This is a genomic window from Marinomonas ushuaiensis DSM 15871, assembly GCF_000521805.1.
Lineage (GTDB): Bacteria > Pseudomonadota > Gammaproteobacteria > Pseudomonadales > Marinomonadaceae > Marinomonas > Marinomonas ushuaiensis.
On record NZ_JAMB01000005.1, the window covers coordinates 137198 to 153818 of the forward strand.

Sequence of the window (16621 nt, forward strand, 5' to 3'; positions counted from 1 at the left end):
TTTATGTATTTTTTGTCGGAGTCAAAGAAAAGCTGGCACGCACAAAAAATGATCAAAAAATAAATGTAAGCACCATTTTGAATCCAGCAACCAAGGCAAATAAAAATACTTGATGAACAAGGTAAATCGGTAAAGCGAAACGCCCCATGAATGCCAAAATATTGACGAATAAAGACTTAGGTGTTGGGTATTTATGGCAATTTAAATAGCCCAATAATGGACCGATTAAAATCACGCCGATCCATGGAAAAGGAAAGACGATATCGAGAGTTCTCTGTGGAAGGCCTAGAAAGTCAGTTATGTTAGCAAATGCGTTTGGAAACGTTAAATAGTGCGTAGTATGGTAAATAAGGAGAATAACAGAGCCAATAACAGCAGAGGCGATAGGCCATTTTGCAAACGGTCGAGTGACTAGTGATGCAATAAAAATAAAGTGAAGTATGCCAAAATAAATCCATTGGTCAGGAACGGCAAGGTAAGTTGCTAATGAAATTGCAGACGCGCAAAGAAATAACTTAATGTCTCGCTTCCAGAAGGACTGATGACTGCCTTTTTTTATCGTTAAATAACTCGACCAACCAATTGCTGTTAAAAATAGGGTTAGGATCAGGCTTCGAAAATATACCCAAAACGGATCGTGTATAGAGTATTCCATAAAGCCAAAACTGCGTAAATCCCAACAAAAATGGAATATCATCATCAATAGAACAGCTAAACCACGGTAAGCGTCTAAAAAATTACTGCGTTTTATTGACGCATCAATCGAGGAAGGTTGCATTGAAATCCAAGGTGAATAGTTGAGTGGAAGCTAAGCCATCATACCGATACTCATTTTCCAGCTCAAGCTTACCGAGTCTCATGCCGGAGCTTAAGTCGAGCTTGCTTTGGCAAAGAGAGCGCTTGCCTATGTTTGGGCGAGATGTTGAAGTGCCTAGGCAAGTTGCATTTGTCGCCAATGAAGGAATTTGTTACCGCTATTCAGGAAAAGACCACCATGGCGTCGGTTGGCCTGAATGCTTATTGCCGATTAAAAAGGAAGCGGAATGCTTAGCGCAACAACCTTTTAACTCGGTGTTGTTAAATTGGTATAAAGACGGTGAAGAGTATATGGGGTGGCACTCCGACAATGAAAAAACATTAGGGCCAGCCCCTGTTGTTGCTATGTTGAGTCTTGGTGTGACGAGGAGCTTTTTGTTTCGCTTAAAAGCGAATCATAAAATGAAACATAGTATTGAATTACAAGATGCTAGCTGGCTGATAATGAGTCCATCGACTCAAGTGTTATGGCAGCATTCATTGCCGGTCAGAAAACGAATCAAAGAAGAGCGAATTAGTTTAACTTTTCGACTCTTACTTTGATTCTTTGATAGCCTTTCATTAAAGTTCAGCTTTTAATTAAGGTGCTTTACGAGTTCTAACCCAACTGCCGTCTATTGGTGTAAAACAAATTCTATCGTGTAAGCGGCTTGGACGGCCTTGCCAAAACTCAATGAAGGTTGGTTTTAAAATATAACCGCCCCAATTTTCTGGGCAAGGCACTTCTTGATCCTTGAAAGCCTGTTCCTCAACGTCAAAAGCTTTTTGTAATGCATCGCGACTGGCAATGACGGCGCTCTGTTGTGACGTTCGTGCTGCAAGTTGACTGCCTCGTGGGCGACTTGCGAAATAAGTTTCAGATACATCACGGGCCACTTTTTCAATTGTACCTTCAATGCGGATCTGGCGAGATAAGGCTGGCCAGAAGAAGGTCATGCTGGCTTTGTTGTTTTGAGCCAGCTGCTGGGCTTTTTCGCTGTCATAGTTGGTGAAAAAAGAAAAACCAGATTCACTACGTTGTTTTAAAAGGACAACACGAGAATGGGGCCAGCCCTCGTTGTCAACCGTGCTTAACGTCATTGCTGTCGGATCGTCAGGGCAGGCTTCAATAGCTTTTGCTAACCAAGTGTCAAAAAGAGCCAGTGGGTTGTTGCCAGCCTTATCTTCCAAAAGATCTTCGAATTGATAGTCTCGACGAATAGAGTGTAGATCTCTGTTCATAATTAAATCCGGTAAGTAGTGGTTGTCATCACTTTGGATACTTGAGTCATGATGGACATAATAGGTTGTGGGAATTCGTAGCCACCAGCTTCTAATGCTGCTTCTTTGTGTTTGGCTTCATCTATGTGCATTTGCGTCAAAACAGCTTTGCTTTTTTTATCTTGAAGTGGCAAATCTTGCAGGTGCTTTTTAAGGTGAATACAAACTTGATCTTCGGTTGCTGCTACAAAGCCTAAGCTTAATTTATCACTGATTAGTCCAGCGCCAGCGCCAATCATAAAAGAAGCACCATAGAATAACGGATTCAGTAAGCTGGGTTTACTGTGCAAATCATAAAGTCGTTGCTCGCACCAAACGAGGTGGTCAATTTCTTCGTCTGCTGCGTGCTCCATTTCTTTGCGTACAGTATCTAGCTTGGCTGTCGTTGCTTGCCCAGCATAAAGTGCTTGAGCACAGACTTCACCAGTATGGTTAATACGCATTAATCCAGACGCATGTTTACGTTCATCGCTGTTTAGTTCTGCTTCATCAATTTGGTGAGCAGGAGAAACACGTGACGCTCTTGCTGCATGTGGAACCAGTGTTTGCAGAGCACGATCAAATTGTAATACGGCTTTATCTAGAAAAGAGATCACATTGGTTTCCTCTTGTTAGCCTGGAGGCCATGTCATTGCTCGGCCACCCAGTACGTGCATGTGGATATGGTAAACGGTTTGTCCGCCCATTTCGTTGCAGTTCATTGCAACACGATAACCTGCCTCGCTAATGCCTTTTTGTTTGGCAATTTTTGCAGCTGTTATTTGAAGTTTGCCAACAACGGAAGCATCTTCATCAGTAAGGTCATTTAATGTACTAATATGACGCTTTGGGATGACAAGGAAATGAGTTGGCGCTTGTGGCATGATGTCTTCAAAAGCAATGACGTCATCATCTTCATACAAAACTGTTGCCGGAATGTCACCACTTACTATCTTACAAAATAAACAATCCATATCATCTCCTTTTCTTTATATTATTCAAGCTTGGTTATTGGACTTCAAGGTGTTTTACGCAAAGGCTTGATGCGTGACAAGGGTGTGTTCTTTAACCTGTCTCCTTTCTGAATCAGGCGTGAAAGTCGTTGCGCTAGTTGGCTACCCAGGTCAGAGCAAGGCAATATTTCATCAAAGCCGAGTTTTTTTGCGTAATCAAGAGACATTTTAACATTGTTACTTATTAGCAGGCACTGATCTTCTGCGCGCATCAATGGCAAGATTCTCTGTTGAGTAATATGAGGAATATGACCGCCATTATCAAAGACTAGAATGATAGAGCCTGATTCTCTTTTCTCTGGATTCTCTAAATGTTCCAAAACACTTTCTAGTGTTGAAAAATGCTCTATTTTGTTTGAATGGCTTTGTAAGATCGTGAGTGCTTTTTGAAGGTCGCTATCTTCTTGGCCAAAGAAGATGAGATCAAAATGGCTTTGTTGAGCGACTTTGTTGGTTATATGTCGAATTTGGGTATCAATAGGAATGTTAATCGTCACGCTGCGGATTTGGTCATGTTCTGATAGTTGGATGTTGCCTTTTAAGTGTTGCGTTAAGAGACTTATGTAGCTCATACCAAAATCTACATTGGTTATGTTTTCATGGACTCGTGCCGGAAGCGGGTAGCAATTAAGCTCTAAGGTCGATGCGCTTTCTCGATTTAATTCATGGTAAGTGATGTTAAATGTGAGTTCCTGATCGGTAAAATGTTTGAATTCCTGAGTCAAAACTTCAATAAGGTGTTGCAATGCTTTTGCGTGTTGAAGTACTTCAATATGATCCGTTTTAAATGTATTAAGCTCAATAATAGTATTGTCTTGATCTAAGCGCTGAAAATTATTATGAGCGTTTTCTATTAACTGATTCAAAGTGATAGGAGGCGATTGCTCGAAAGGTTCGTTGTTTTTTATATCATTAAGACAGTCAATTCTTTCGACTAAGCTTTTTAAGTTGTTGTTTGCAGTTTGACTACTGGTTAGCAGGCTTCTTGTATCTGGTGATGTCGCCGCTTGTTCAAGGTGAGCCAGTCCACCGCCAATAATATTTATTTGTCGGCGTAGTCGACTTGAAAGATCCGACAATAAGTCAAAAATATCCGCTTTAGTGTAACTGGTGTTATGGGAGCGTTTTTGTAATAAAGGAATTGTTTGTGTAAACATTCCAATAAAGTGGATTAGAGCTTCTGTAATAACCGTGAGTGTTAATCCCCATTCGATCCATAATTGGCTAGGAAATATACCATAAGCCGCCATTAACCATGAAATGTAGCCAGTAAGCAACATTAGCCTAGCGACTAAAAAGTAGCTTGAAAAAGGGACGTTTTTAATAAAAGCGATAACGGAGTGCACCGTTAATAAAGCTAAGATACTAAAGGCGATAATTGATAGTAAATTTACATCGAGAATTTCAGGGAGTAGTGTAAATGCAATAGCAGATAAGGCGCTTATTATTCCTGCTGAAATTAGTATTTTGTCCATTCTAGGAAGATGGTTTTTAGTATCTAAATAAAGTCTGGAGAAAAACGTAATGGCGCAAAGACAAAGCAATGCAGACGCATTATGGATGCGCTCTTGCATGCCTGTTGTATTTGGAAAAAATTGTGATGCTTGATCATGAAGAGTGATATGTAACATGGCAATTCCAGCCAATAGTACTGCATAGACTAAATACATCGCGTGAGATGTTTTAAAATAGAAGAAAATATTAGTTACAAAAATGGTTAATAAAATTCCGATTAAAACACCGGTTAGCATGAATTTTTTTTGGGCATCTATGCTCATTTTCGATAAAGTTTTTAGTTCGATGTTTGCATTGATAGGAAGGTGAGATGATAGCTTCATGTAAACAGTAAAAATAGGTGGTGTGTTGGCTGGAATTGAGAAAACATAATTTGGTGTTTGAATTTGTCTATTGCTGTATGGGCGGGCACCGCCAAGCTCTGCTTGAACTTGGCTTCCATAAATATTTGGTAAATAAATGTCTAGGTATTGAAGTCTAGGCGAATCTATTTCTAATAAAACAGGTATGTTCATTGTTGAGCGTATAGCGATGTCGGTACGAATCCAAACATTACCTTTGACTCGACCAAATTGTAGGTACTCACGATTAATAGGGCGAAAGCGCTTTGCGTATTCATCAGACATTATTGTGTTGAAAGAAAGATCTTGTTTTTCATCAATGAAGTAAAAACCACTTTTTCCAATGTTGAATGAGCTGTTTGTATCATCGATAATAGCTATCGTATTAACGCCCCACACGACGTTGGAGATACTGAGTAAAAATAGTAAGATGAGTCGATAAAACACAATGCTAGCCTAAGCCTATTTAGTAAGGGCTATCATTATTAACTAGATAGGGGATCAAATGCTATATCCAATTTTGGTGGAATATTACGTTTGGTTTAGTTTGTTGCTGCTAGCCGTTACTTGGTTTGCTCGACAATCAAAGCCAAAAAACCGAACAAATCTCATATATGGTTATGGAATGATCGCGGCACTGGGCTTTGTGTTGGCTTTTGATTGGGTCGCTGGCGTCATCTTTGGTTTGATTGTACTTGAGCTTGGTCGTTTGCTTCGAGCTTGGCTGAATTCGAAAGAAGCACAATTAAAAAGTAATGCTAAAGATAAATAGCGTTTTTTTTAAAGAAAGTAGCGGATAAAAGAAAGGCCTCATCAGAGGCCTTTTTTCATTTTAACTTGTTAAGAAGGTTCTATTTCTGTTCACGAGCAATGGCACGGTGGCCAATGTCGGTACGAAAATAGACTTTATCCCAAGATAATTTTTTAACGACATCGTAAGCGCCAGCTTGCGCGTCAGCCACGGTATTACCAAGAGAAACAGCACACAGTACACGGCCTCCATTAGTAACCACTTGGTCATCTTTCAATGCCGTGCCTGCTTGGAAGACTTTTTGATGTGCAGGAAGTACGCTTTCTAAACCGGAAATAACATCACCTTTAGGGTAATCCGCAGGATAACCGCCGGCGGCCAATACAACGCCTAGGCTTGCTCTTGGATCCCAGTCTGCTTTCACTGTATCGAGCTTGCCATTGATCGCTGCTAAACACATTTGTGCCAAATCAGAGCGTAAACGCATCATGATAGGTTGTGTTTCAGGATCGCCAAAACGGCAGTTATATTCCAACGTTTTTGGTGTGCCATCTGCATCAATCATCACACCAGCGTACAAGAAACCACGGTAGCGATTACCTTCCGCATTCATGCCTTTCACGGTTGGCATGATGACTTCATTCATAATGCGATCATGAATTTCTGGTGTTACTACTGGAGCAGGGGAGTAAGCACCCATACCACCAGTATTTGGACCAAGATCACCGTTGTCGCGTGCTTTATGGTCTTGGCTGGTGGCCATTGGTAACACTGTTTCACCATCCACCATACAAATAAAGCTGGCCTCTTCACCCGTTAAAAACTCTTCGATAACAACACGGCTACCGGCATCACCAAAAGAGTTGCCTTGCAGCATGTCTTCAACCGCTGCAATGGCTTCGGCTTCGGTTTGCGCCAAAATAACGCCTTTACCTGCCGCTAAACCGTCTGCTTTCACAACGATAGGTGCGCCTTGTTGTTTGATATAAGCCACCGCAGGGGCAATTTCAGTGAAGTTGCCATAACTTGCAGTAGGAATGTTATGACGTGCTAAGAAGTCTTTAGTAAAGGCTTTAGAGCCTTCTAGTTGAGCGGCGGCGGCGGTTGGGCCGAAGATAGCTAAACCTTCTTTCTCAAACGCATCAACAACGCCAATTACCAGCGGAGCCTCTGGACCAACTATGGTTAGATCAATGTTTTCGTTTTTTGCAAAAGTAACAAGAGCTGAGATATCAGTCACACCGATATTAACGTTCTCAACTTTGTTTTCCATTGCTGAACCAGCATTTCCTGGAGCAACAAAAACTTTTTCTACATCGTTTGATTCTGCGGTTTTCCAAGCAAGAGCATGTTCGCGACCGCCATTACCAATAATAAGAACTTTCATAATCTGTTCATCCTTTTTAATAACGATTCTTAGTGACGGAAATGACGCATACCAGTCAAAACCATTGCCATGCCAGCCTCGTCAGCTGCTGCAATAACTTCTTCGTCACGCATAGAACCACCTGGTTGAATTACAGCTGTAATGCCAGCTTGAGCTGCTGCATCAATACCATCTCGGAATGGGAAGAATGCATCCGATGCCATAACAGAACCGACAACTTCTAGATTTTCATCAGCGGCTTTAATACCTGCAATTTTTGCGCTGTAAACGCGGCTCATTTGACCTGCGCCTACACCGATAGTTTGTTCTGCTTTTGCATAAACAATTGCGTTAGATTTAACAAATTTAGCCACTTTCCAAGCAAACAATAGATCTTTTAATTCTGCTTCAGTTGGCTGGCGTTTAGATACGACTTTTAGGTCGTCTAGTGTAATGCATCCATCGTCGCGGTCTTGAACTAATAACCCACCATTAACACGCTTGTAATCCAAAGCGGCTGGTTTGTCTTGTGACCATTGGCCACATTCAAGTAAGCGTACGTTTTGTTTTGCTGCAACAATTGCAATTGCTTCTTTGCTGACACTAGGTGCAATGATGACTTCAACAAATTGACGGTCAACAATCGCTTGTGCTGTTTTTGCGTCTAATTCTTGGTTGAAAGCAATGATGCCACCAAAGGCAGATGTTGGGTCTGTTTGGAAAGCGAGATCATACGCTTCAAACTGTGTTGTTGCTGTTGCGACACCACAAGGGTTTGCATGCTTAACGATCACACAAGCAGGCTTGTCGAAGCTTTTTACACATTCAAGTGCGGCGTCTGTATCGGCGATGTTGTTATAAGAAAGAGCTTTACCTTGTAACTGTTTGGCTGTGCTAATGGATGCTTCTTTTGGATTGGCTTCAACATAGAAAGCGGCTTTTTGATGAGGGTTCTCACCGTAGCGCATTTCTTCTTGTTTGTTGAATTGTAGATTAAAGGTGCGAGCGAAGTCTTCGCTACCTCCAGCCACTTTTTTACCTAAGAAGTTTGCAATCGCACCATCGTAATGTGATGTATGTTCGAATGCTTGTACGGCAAGGTCAAAGCGTTGGTCGTAAGTTAAACCGCCATCCGCTTTTAATGAAGCCAGTAGGCTGTTGTAGCTTGATGGAGAAACAACGATAGCAACGTCTTTGTGGTTCTTAGCAGCTGAGCGAACCATAGTCGGTCCACCGATATCAATGTTTTCGATAGCCATTGGTAGGTCGCAATCTGGGCGCTCAATAGTCGCTTCGAATGGGTAAAGGTTGACCACAACCATATCGATTTCATCGATGCCATGTTCTTTCATGATGGCGCCGTCGATGTCACGACGACCAAGAATCCCGCCATGCACTTTCGGATGAAGGGTTTTGACACGACCATCCATCATTTCGGGGAAACCTGTGTAATCGGATACTTCGGTCGCAGTGACGTTATTCTTTAACAACAAAGCGTAAGTGCCGCCAGTTGAAAGGATTTCAACGCCTTGAACGGTTAGTTCGCGGGCGAATTCGACAATGCCTGTTTTGTCAGAAACGCTGATTAACGCTCGCTTGATTGGAGTAACTGTTTTTTGATTTGCCATCATGGTTCTCACAATAATTTAACACTAAATAAACAAGGGGAAGGTTAAACAAAAAAAGGGCGAATCCGCCCTTTTTTCTTGTACTTTATAGCATGCCGTATTGCTTTAACTTCTTGCGAAGTGTGCCTCGGTTTAAACCAAGGATAGTGGATGCTTTTGTTTGATTGTCCTTCGTGTAGCTCATGACAGACTCTAGCAAAGGTGCCTCAACCTCTGCTAAAACTAACTGGTATAAGTCTGTTATTGGCTGCCCATCAAGATGAGCGAAATAGTTTTGTAGTGCTTTTTCAACATTGTCACGTAAAGTTTGTGACTGCTCCGAAGAAGCGGCTTGAAACGTATGAGTATGAGTTTGTTCTACCACAGAATGACCTTCTATTTTTTTAAAGCTAACCATTTATTAATGTGAATCGAATAATAAAAAGAAATACCGTCTAAGACGTCTTATTGTTATTCAATGCATTAAGTACAAGGTTTGTTTACCTATTGGTAAACAAAGAACTCTTCTAATTTATCAAGTTGCTCTTGCGTATTATCAATACGGTTAAACAAGCTGCGAAATTGTGTTTTATCCGCTAACGTCTGCAAATACCAACCAACGTGCTTGCGAGCAATACGCACACCCAAATAGTCACCATAAAATTGATGCAGGGCGTTTACATGGTTGATAACAAGTTGTTTCACCTCAAATATAGACGGAGGTGCTAACAATTCATTTGTTTCTAAATAGTGATTTATTTCACGAAAAATCCACGGCCTACCTTGGGCTGCGCGTCCGATCATAATGCCGTCGGCGTTTGTGTAGTCTTTCACGAATTTTGCAGACTCAGGGTCTTTGATATCACCATTGGCAAAAATGGGAATGCTCAAATGACGCTTTATCTCTGCAATTGTGTCGTATTCAGCAGTTCCTTGAAACTTACATTCGCGTGTTCTTCCATGAATAGCTAATGCTTGAATACCAATGTCTTCTGCCATTTTAGCAATGGTAAGACCATTTTTTTGATCTTGACTCCATCCTGTACGGATTTTTAGAGTGACAGGAACAGAAACACTATTTACAACAGATTCCAGTATTTCTCGGACAAGAGCTTCGTCTTTAAGTAATGCAGAGCCAGCGGCCTTATTGCATACTTTTTTCGCAGGGCAGCCCATGTTGATATCAATGATTTGTGCGCCTAACTCAACATTTTGTTGTGCTGCTTCAGCCATCATTTGTGGGTCGCCACCAGCAATTTGAACTGACCTTGGTGAAACCTCAGTATCGTGAATTAAACGATGACGGCTCTTGGTCGAGTTCCACAGACGAACATCAGAAGTGACCATTTCTGATACGACTAAGCCTGCTCCCTGATCATGGCAAAGGCGGCGAAAAGGCAAATCTGTTACGCCCGCCATTGGGGCAAGAATAACAGGTTTGTCAACGCAATATGGGCCAATAGCAAATGCCATGATATTCCTGAATACTGGACTGAATGTTAAAGATCGTCGACAGCGTCGAGCGGGCGTGAATAATACCTAGGCAATTGGTATTTTTGAAGTCTTGACAGACTGAAAATTGACTATTTTTTGTTCTTTTTTTAGTTCAACCGTAAAAAACGCCCAAACTAGTAAGAGCGAGTATCCGAAGGGAAGGCTTTTAGTTGGTGTGTCACTGCACGTGTGCCTGGGTCTTGGATGGGAATGACCAAGTGAATCGGTGTATTTGATGGCATATAAGTAATATCTAGGAAGTCTTTATGTAGGTAGTCTGTCGGTGAAAAAAGTCGTGCGGCAACTGGTGAACCGTTTAAATCAAAAAATTCTAACGCAATTTTTGGCATAGATTGAGAAAAACTGCTGATGTTTGTAATGATGGCGTTTACCAATAATGTATTTTCTATGGATGGGTGGCTTTGGATTCGGACGTGCTGAATGGTGATGGTGCTTACATCCTCAAACTTTGGTAAGACGCAATTATAATAAGAGCAAATAGTTCTATAAATAGAGCGGAATTTTGCTGAACGACTACCTTCGTCGAAAAAATGAATGGTAACTTGGGCTGTTAGTAAAGCAAGACCCAGTAATATAGCTAAAAACCATAGCCAAGGGTGTGAGTTTTTTTTCGCTGAAGAGGACTCATTTTCTTCTAACAACGGTGCTAGGCTTTCTTGAGCGGATAACTGTTCCAGAAAGCTGTGCTGACTTTTTATGTCAGATGGTCGTGTTTGTTCAGATGCTGTCTGTGCCAATGACTGCAAGGCGACCATATAATCTGGGTCTTTTTCTGGAGCTTGAGGTGCCCTTGGCAGATGATTTTGTGTTTCTTCTTCAACCACCACATCATCAATAATTTTTTCAACTGGTTTAGACAGTATTCTGGATTTGGGGGTTGCGTTTAGGGCCGCTTCAACTTCCGCCAACTCTACTTCCCAAGGTGCCAAGTCGTTTTGTTTATCAGGGTTCGAGTTTGTCTCTGTATGAACTGACTTTGCCTGTTCTTGATAGGACTTAACGCGTTCTTGATAAGAATTTGGACTGCTTTGATTAATCTCGTTGCTTGCTTCTTTGAATGACTCGTTTTGGCTTATATCGAATTCAGTTGGCGGGTTTAAATCCTCATCATCAAATAAATTCTGCAATGAGTCAGGGTGAATAATATTGTCTTCTGGTGTAAAAGAGGCGTTTTCAGAATCACTATGATTTTCTTTAGGTTTTTCTGCTTGTTCTGGCGTTGTTTGCTTTTGTGTATTTTGCTTTGGTGTATCTTGTGAAATGTATTTCTTCTCTGAAGAAACCTTTTCTTGCTGAGTGGTTTGAGTTGGCTGTTTGCTCGCATCAAATATGTGGAAGCACTGACCACACCTTACCTTGCCTTTGGCCATGCTTAATACTTCATCGCTAACACGAAATGCGGTGGAACATTTTGGGCAACGTGTTATTAAGCTATTGGCCATGCGACAGAGTCTTCCTGTTTAAATCATTACAAATTGTTAATAAAAAGATATCTAAATATTATGCGTTTTTCGTACCGACAATACGAACCCATTCTTCTTTTTCTGTAATTGAGTCTATAGTGAACCATTCTTCATAGGCTTGAATGACTTCTTGGGCTTGGTTTGCAAGAATACCAGACAGTGCTAGCTGACCATTTGGTTTAACCAATGCGGAAATAGTCGGCGCTAAGTGGGCTAGTGGGCCAGCAAGAATATTCGCGACAACAATGTCGGCTTGCAGGTCAGATTCATAAGGCGGCAATTTAACCTCAATACGACTCGGGTCTATTTTATTGCGTTCGGCATTAGCTTCTGTTGCCTGAACGGCTTGAGGGTCGATATCAATACCAACCATGTTGTTTGCACCAAGTAATAAGCCTGCGATACCTAAAATACCCGAGCCACAACCATAATCTATGATGGTTTTGTCTTGGCAATCAATACTGTCTAACCATTGCAAACAAAGCGCCGTTGTAGGGTGTGTGCCTGTACCAAATGCTAGGCCAGGATCAAGCATTAAAGTAACCGCTTTAGGGTCAGGCACTTCTCTCCAACTTGGACAAACCCAAAGACGTTCGCCGAACTGGATAGGGTGGTAGCTGTCCATCCATTCTCTTTCCCAGTCTTTGTCTTCGAGTATTTCTATTTTTAAATCTACATCAGACTCGCCTATGGATTCTGCTTTGTGCTCAATCACGGGGCGAATGGTTTCAATGTCTGTGTCAGCTTCAAATAACCCAGTGACCTTGGTATTTTTCCACAAAGGAGTGGTGTTTAAATCTGGTTCATATACTGGGTCATCATGAACGTCTTCAAAGGTGACGACCATGGCGCCACATTCCAATAAAGTGTCTTCGAAAGCGGGGACGTGATCAGGTGTAGTATGGATACAAATTTGAAGCCAAGGCATAAAGTGGAGTCCAACAATAAATAAACAGGAATAGAATAACGAAGCTTGGTACGAGAGGCGAGAGGAAAATGATAGTCCCTAGTGATTTATGCAATCACTAGGGACCAAACCGCGGTTCTTATAGACCGAGTTTTTTCTCCAAGTAATGGATGTTAACGCCACCAATAATGAAGTTTGCATCATTTACTAAGTCTTTCTGTAGCTCAATGTTGGTTTTGATACCATCGATGAAAGTTTCATCTAGAGCGCCTGAAAGGCGTTTTAATGCAGCCGTTCTGTCCGGTGCATGACAGATGATTTTAGCGATCATGGAGTCATACGTTGGTGGAACTGTGTAGCCGCTATACAAATGAGAGTCAACGCGAACACCCATACCACCTGGCGCATGGAAATAATCCACTTTACCTGGAGAAGGCATGAAGGTTTTAGAATCTTCGGCATTAATACGTGACTCAACAGCGTGACCGTTTAGAACGATGTCTTCTTGTTTCATTGACAATGGTAAGCCACTAGCAATTCGAAGCTGTTCTTTAACGATATCAACGCCTGTTACCATCTCTGTCACTGGGTGTTCTACTTGAACGCGAGTGTTCATTTCGATGAAATAGAAACCGCCGTCTTCGTATAAGAATTCAAAGGTACCCGCACCGCGATAGTTGATCTTGATACAAGCATCTACACAGGCTTTCAAACAAGCTTGGCGTGACGTTTCGTCTAGCATTGGTGCTGGTGCTTCTTCCAATACTTTCTGGTGACGGCGTTGTAGAGAACAATCACGGTCGTATAAATGAACCGCATTACCTTGACCATCAGCCAATATTTGAACTTCTACGTGGCGAGGGTTTTGTAGGAATTTCTCCATATAAACCGTGCTGTCACCAAAGTAAGAGCCCGCTTCAGATTGAGTAATGCTGATGGATTTTAGTAGACTGCCTTCGTTGTGAACAACGCGCATACCACGACCACCACCACCCGCCGCTGCTTTGATGATAACCGGAAAGCCGATTTCATGAGCAATACGGATACATTCAGCAGAATCAGAAGGTACAGGACCATTAGAACCAGGCACGGTTGGTACGCCAGCTTCTTTCATTGCTTTGATCGCAGAAACTTTGTCACCCATAAGGCGAATTGTTTCCGCTTTTGGGCCAATGAAAGCAAAACCAGAATTTTCAACTTGTTCTGCAAAATCAGCGTTTTCAGCAAGGAAACCGTAACCTGGGTGTATTGCTGAAGTATCTGTTAATTCTGCAGCACTAATTATAGCTGGAATATTTAGATAACTTTGTGCTGAAGGATTTGGGCCAATACAGATAGACTCATCTGCAAGGCGAACGTGTAATAAGTCACGGTCAATTTTAGAGTGAACCGCAACAGTTTTAATACCGAGTTCTTTACACGCACGTAAAATACGTAGCGCGATTTCGCCTCGGTTAGCAATCAATACTTTATCTAGCATGATGAAACCTATTGCTTTGAATTAAATGATAGTAACAAGTGGTTGATCAAATTCAACTGGCTCGCCGTCTTCAACAAGAATAGCGCCAATTGTGCCAGATTTATCGGCTTCAATTTGGTTCATCATTTTCATTGCTTCTACGATACAAATAGTATCGCCAGCATTTACTTTTTGCCCAACTTCGATGAAGGCTTTAGCGCCTGGAGCAGATGACTTGTAGTAAGTACCAACCATTGGAGAGTTAACCGTATGCCCTAAAACTGCTACAGGTGCTTCAGGAGCCGCAGCAGAAGCGACAGGCGCTGCAGCAGGAGCTGCCATTACAGGAGCTGCCATTTGTGCCATAACAGGGGCACCACCACGACTGATTCGAACGGCTTCTTCGCCTTCTTTGATTTCGATCTCGTAGACGTTAGATTCTTCTAAAAGCTCAATCAGTTTTTTAATTTTACGAATGTCCATGGTTACTCTCTTCTGTCAATATTAATGATTCAGTGACTTCATTGATCACTGACTATTATAAACTTGGTCGCTTTATACATCATTGTGTAAACAGAGCTATTTTTAAAAAATAGAAATGTAAAAGCTTGTAGGCCGAAATTATCGATAAAAAGCGGGATATTGTCCAGTTATGCAGTAAAAAAACCTATAAATGTTCGTATAGGTTATTTTTTGCTCTCTTGTAAACTTTTATTTATGTCAGTACTAATGACTGACAATATAGTTTAAGCGTCCAATTATTTCTGCTTTAGTTGGCTCTCCTATTAAAGAGAGTTCTTTGAGTTCGATGCCTTTAGTGTCTAGGAAAACTAACGAAGGTGGTCCGAACAAATTAAATTTTTTCATAAGAGCTTGGTTTGCAGCTGAGTTTTCTGTCACATCAACTCTGATTAATTGAACGCTGTTAAGTAAAGGTCGGATTTCTGCTGACACAAGCATTTCTTCTACGACTTTACAGCTAATACACCAATCTGCGTATAAATCCAACAGAATAGGGCGGTTGTCTTGATTAGCAATAATGGTGTCCAATTCCTCTAAACTTGTGATGCTTGCATTGAATATTGGTGTTTCTTGAGTCGTACTAACCGATGACGCTGACGCGAATTTTTTCAATGGTTCGGTCAGAGTGGTATTTCCCATGGCACCACCTAGCAACTGAATACAACCGACAATTAAAAAGCTTAACGCGAAAAACCAGCGAACAGGGTGTGATATACCGCTGTTATTTCGGTGAATAAAGTAGCTACTGATGGCGATTGCCAAAGCGCCCCATAAATACAAATGACTCTCTAAAGGTAGCCAACGAGTCACTAACCAAATAGAAACCGCCAGTAAACCAAACCCCATAAACACTTTAATATCTTGTAGCCATTCGCCGTTTTTGGGTAATACTTTAGGGCCGAATAATCCGACTAATAGCAAAGGTACACCCATTCCAAGCGCCATGATGAATAGCATGATTGCGCCATACCAAGCATCACCTTGGCTACTGATATAAAGTAACGTCCCTGCTAATGGAGCTGAAACACAAGGGGAAACAATTAAAGTTGCTAAAACACCGGCTAAAAAAACACTACCTGTTGATTGCCATGTGGATCCTGTGTTGCTAGTCGATGACTGTAGCTTTTGTTGCCAAGAGGAAGGTAGCTTGAGTTCATAAACGCCAAACATAGAAAGAGCCAACAGTACAAATAAAAACGCACTGACCGCCAATAGAATGGGGTTTTGTAATTGAGCTTGTAGATTTAATTGAGTGCCAAAAATACCGACTAAACCGCCAATCGCAGCATACGTTAGTGCCATCGCTAATACATAAATCAGACTGTAATAAAAAGCACCTAATTTGGAACGGCGAGTACCAACAACAATTGCGCTGACGATAGGTACCATAGGTAAGACGCAAGGCGTAAAAGATAATAATAAACCTAAGCCAAATAACACACTGACAGTCGTCCAAAAACTACTTGTATCAATCAGCTTACTAACGGACTGAGCTTCAGACAGGGGAATGTTATTAACAGAAACACGGTTTGCAGGCGTTTGGTTTGCAGTATCACTATTTATCGTAGAACTCGCCGCTGGTTGGGTTGCCAATGCCTGAGAAGCTAATGCCTCTTGAGACAATAAAGGAACCGTAAAATCAATTGATACTTTTTGCGGCGCATAGCATAAGCCTGCATCGGCGCAGCCTTGGTAACCTAAAATCGCATTTATCTTTGTTCCAGCAGGAAGATTGATATCGTAATAAATAGGCAAAGTGACTTGGTTTCGATAGGTAGTTACTAAGCCAAAATAAGGATCTTGTTTTGTTTTTCCTTGAGGAAATGGCGCGAAATGCAATTTGTCCGCGTCTTTACCAGACAAAGTAAATTGTTCTTGGTATAAATAGTAACCATCATGTATTTGCCATTCAGCGATGAATTTACCGTCTTCAGGGTCAGAAAGAGCAAGCTGAAAGGCCTGTTCTACAGGAAGGAAGTCAGGTTCTGAAATTTTAGACGTTGGCCCAAAGGTAAATGCTTGGGTTGTGCTGTGAACCAGTAATAAAAGTAGTAAGGTAAATAAGCGCATAGATATCTTCAATTAGGTGGAGGTGTCGTTCTAATAG

Annotated in this window: 16 protein-coding genes; 2 read left to right on the forward strand and 14 right to left on the reverse strand. The window is 41.5% G+C overall.

What is annotated here, in order from left to right; all coding sequences use genetic code 11:
* Window positions 1-52: 52 nt before the first annotated feature.
* Window positions 53-778 carry a heparan-alpha-glucosaminide N-acetyltransferase gene (locus MUS1_RS07535; RefSeq protein ID WP_036160768.1) on the reverse strand — a complete coding sequence of 242 codons (726 nt, stop codon included), beginning with the start codon at window positions 776-778 and terminating at the stop codon, window positions 53-55.
* 23 nt (window positions 779-801) lie between these two features.
* Here MUS1_RS07535 and MUS1_RS07540 point away from each other — a divergent pair, with 23 nt between their 5' ends.
* On the forward strand, window positions 802-1359 hold the full coding sequence (locus MUS1_RS07540; protein ID WP_036160770.1) for an alpha-ketoglutarate-dependent dioxygenase AlkB family protein: 558 nt from the start codon (window positions 802-804) through the stop codon (window positions 1357-1359).
* 36 nt (window positions 1360-1395) lie between these two features.
* Here MUS1_RS07540 and pdxH read toward each other — a convergent pair whose 3' ends face one another.
* Genes pdxH through MUS1_RS07560 form a run of 4 tightly spaced genes read right to left on the reverse strand, consistent with a single transcriptional unit; the run spans window position 1396 to window position 5371 of the window.
* Window positions 1396-2037 (reverse strand): pyridoxamine 5'-phosphate oxidase, encoded by a 642-nt coding sequence (gene pdxH / locus MUS1_RS07545; RefSeq protein ID WP_036160772.1) that lies wholly within the window; start codon window positions 2035-2037, stop codon window positions 1396-1398.
* A gap of 2 nt (window positions 2038-2039) precedes the next feature.
* Complete coding sequence (coq7, locus tag MUS1_RS07550; protein WP_036160773.1) at window positions 2040-2672, reverse strand: 2-polyprenyl-3-methyl-6-methoxy-1,4-benzoquinone monooxygenase; 633 nt, start codon at window positions 2670-2672, stop codon at window positions 2040-2042.
* 15 nt (window positions 2673-2687) lie between these two features.
* Window positions 2688-3029: a histidine triad nucleotide-binding protein gene (locus MUS1_RS07555; RefSeq protein ID WP_036160775.1), complete on the reverse strand. Its 342-nt coding sequence runs from the start codon at window positions 3027-3029 to the stop codon at window positions 2688-2690.
* A 44-nt stretch (window positions 3030-3073) separates the two neighbouring features.
* A complete protein-coding gene (locus tag MUS1_RS07560; RefSeq protein ID WP_036160777.1) occupies window positions 3074-5371 on the reverse strand; it encodes a 7TMR-DISM family protein in 2298 nt (765 codons plus the stop codon).
* Between the two features lie 58 nt (window positions 5372-5429).
* Here MUS1_RS07560 and MUS1_RS07565 point away from each other — a divergent pair, with 58 nt between their 5' ends.
* A complete protein-coding gene (locus MUS1_RS07565; protein WP_036160779.1) occupies window positions 5430-5696 on the forward strand; it encodes a hypothetical protein in 267 nt (88 codons plus the stop codon).
* Window positions 5697-5775: 79 nt separating this feature from the next.
* On the opposite strand, the gene purD is transcribed toward MUS1_RS07565, so the two are convergent.
* The 9 genes from purD to dsbD all read right to left on the reverse strand — a co-directional run bounded on the left by purD (window position 5776) and on the right by dsbD (window position 16584).
* Window positions 5776-7062 carry a phosphoribosylamine--glycine ligase gene (purD, locus tag MUS1_RS07570; protein ID WP_036160782.1) on the reverse strand — a complete coding sequence of 429 codons (1287 nt, stop codon included), beginning with the start codon at window positions 7060-7062 and terminating at the stop codon, window positions 5776-5778.
* A gap of 29 nt (window positions 7063-7091) precedes the next feature.
* On the reverse strand, window positions 7092-8669 hold the full coding sequence (purH, locus tag MUS1_RS07575) for a bifunctional phosphoribosylaminoimidazolecarboxamide formyltransferase/IMP cyclohydrolase (protein WP_036160953.1): 1578 nt from the start codon (window positions 8667-8669) through the stop codon (window positions 7092-7094).
* A gap of 85 nt (window positions 8670-8754) precedes the next feature.
* Entirely contained in the window at window positions 8755-9033 is a 279-nt protein-coding gene (gene fis, locus MUS1_RS07580; protein WP_012070668.1) for a DNA-binding transcriptional regulator Fis, read from the reverse strand.
* Between the two features lie 119 nt (window positions 9034-9152).
* Window positions 9153-10121, reverse strand: coding sequence for a tRNA dihydrouridine synthase DusB (dusB, locus tag MUS1_RS07585; RefSeq protein ID WP_245595775.1), 969 nt, complete (start codon window positions 10119-10121; stop codon window positions 9153-9155).
* Window positions 10122-10276: 155 nt separating this feature from the next.
* The gene (locus MUS1_RS07590) at window positions 10277-11605 is read right to left on the reverse strand and encodes a zinc-ribbon and DUF3426 domain-containing protein (protein ID WP_036160787.1); all 1329 of its coding nucleotides are present in this window, start codon (window positions 11603-11605) and stop codon (window positions 10277-10279) included.
* Window positions 11606-11663: 58 nt separating this feature from the next.
* Complete coding sequence (gene prmA, locus MUS1_RS07595; RefSeq protein ID WP_036160789.1) at window positions 11664-12554, reverse strand: 50S ribosomal protein L11 methyltransferase; 891 nt, start codon at window positions 12552-12554, stop codon at window positions 11664-11666.
* Between the two features lie 118 nt (window positions 12555-12672).
* Window positions 12673-14013 (reverse strand): acetyl-CoA carboxylase biotin carboxylase subunit, encoded by a 1341-nt coding sequence (gene accC / locus MUS1_RS07600; protein ID WP_036160790.1) that lies wholly within the window; start codon window positions 14011-14013, stop codon window positions 12673-12675.
* Between the two features lie 21 nt (window positions 14014-14034).
* A complete protein-coding gene (gene accB / locus MUS1_RS07605) occupies window positions 14035-14475 on the reverse strand; it encodes an acetyl-CoA carboxylase biotin carboxyl carrier protein (RefSeq protein WP_036160794.1) in 441 nt (146 codons plus the stop codon).
* Between the two features lie 243 nt (window positions 14476-14718).
* Window positions 14719-16584, reverse strand: a complete 1866-nt coding sequence (dsbD, locus tag MUS1_RS07610; RefSeq protein WP_036160795.1) for a protein-disulfide reductase DsbD — start codon at window positions 16582-16584, stop codon at window positions 14719-14721.
* Between the last annotated feature and the right edge of the window lie 37 nt (window positions 16585-16621).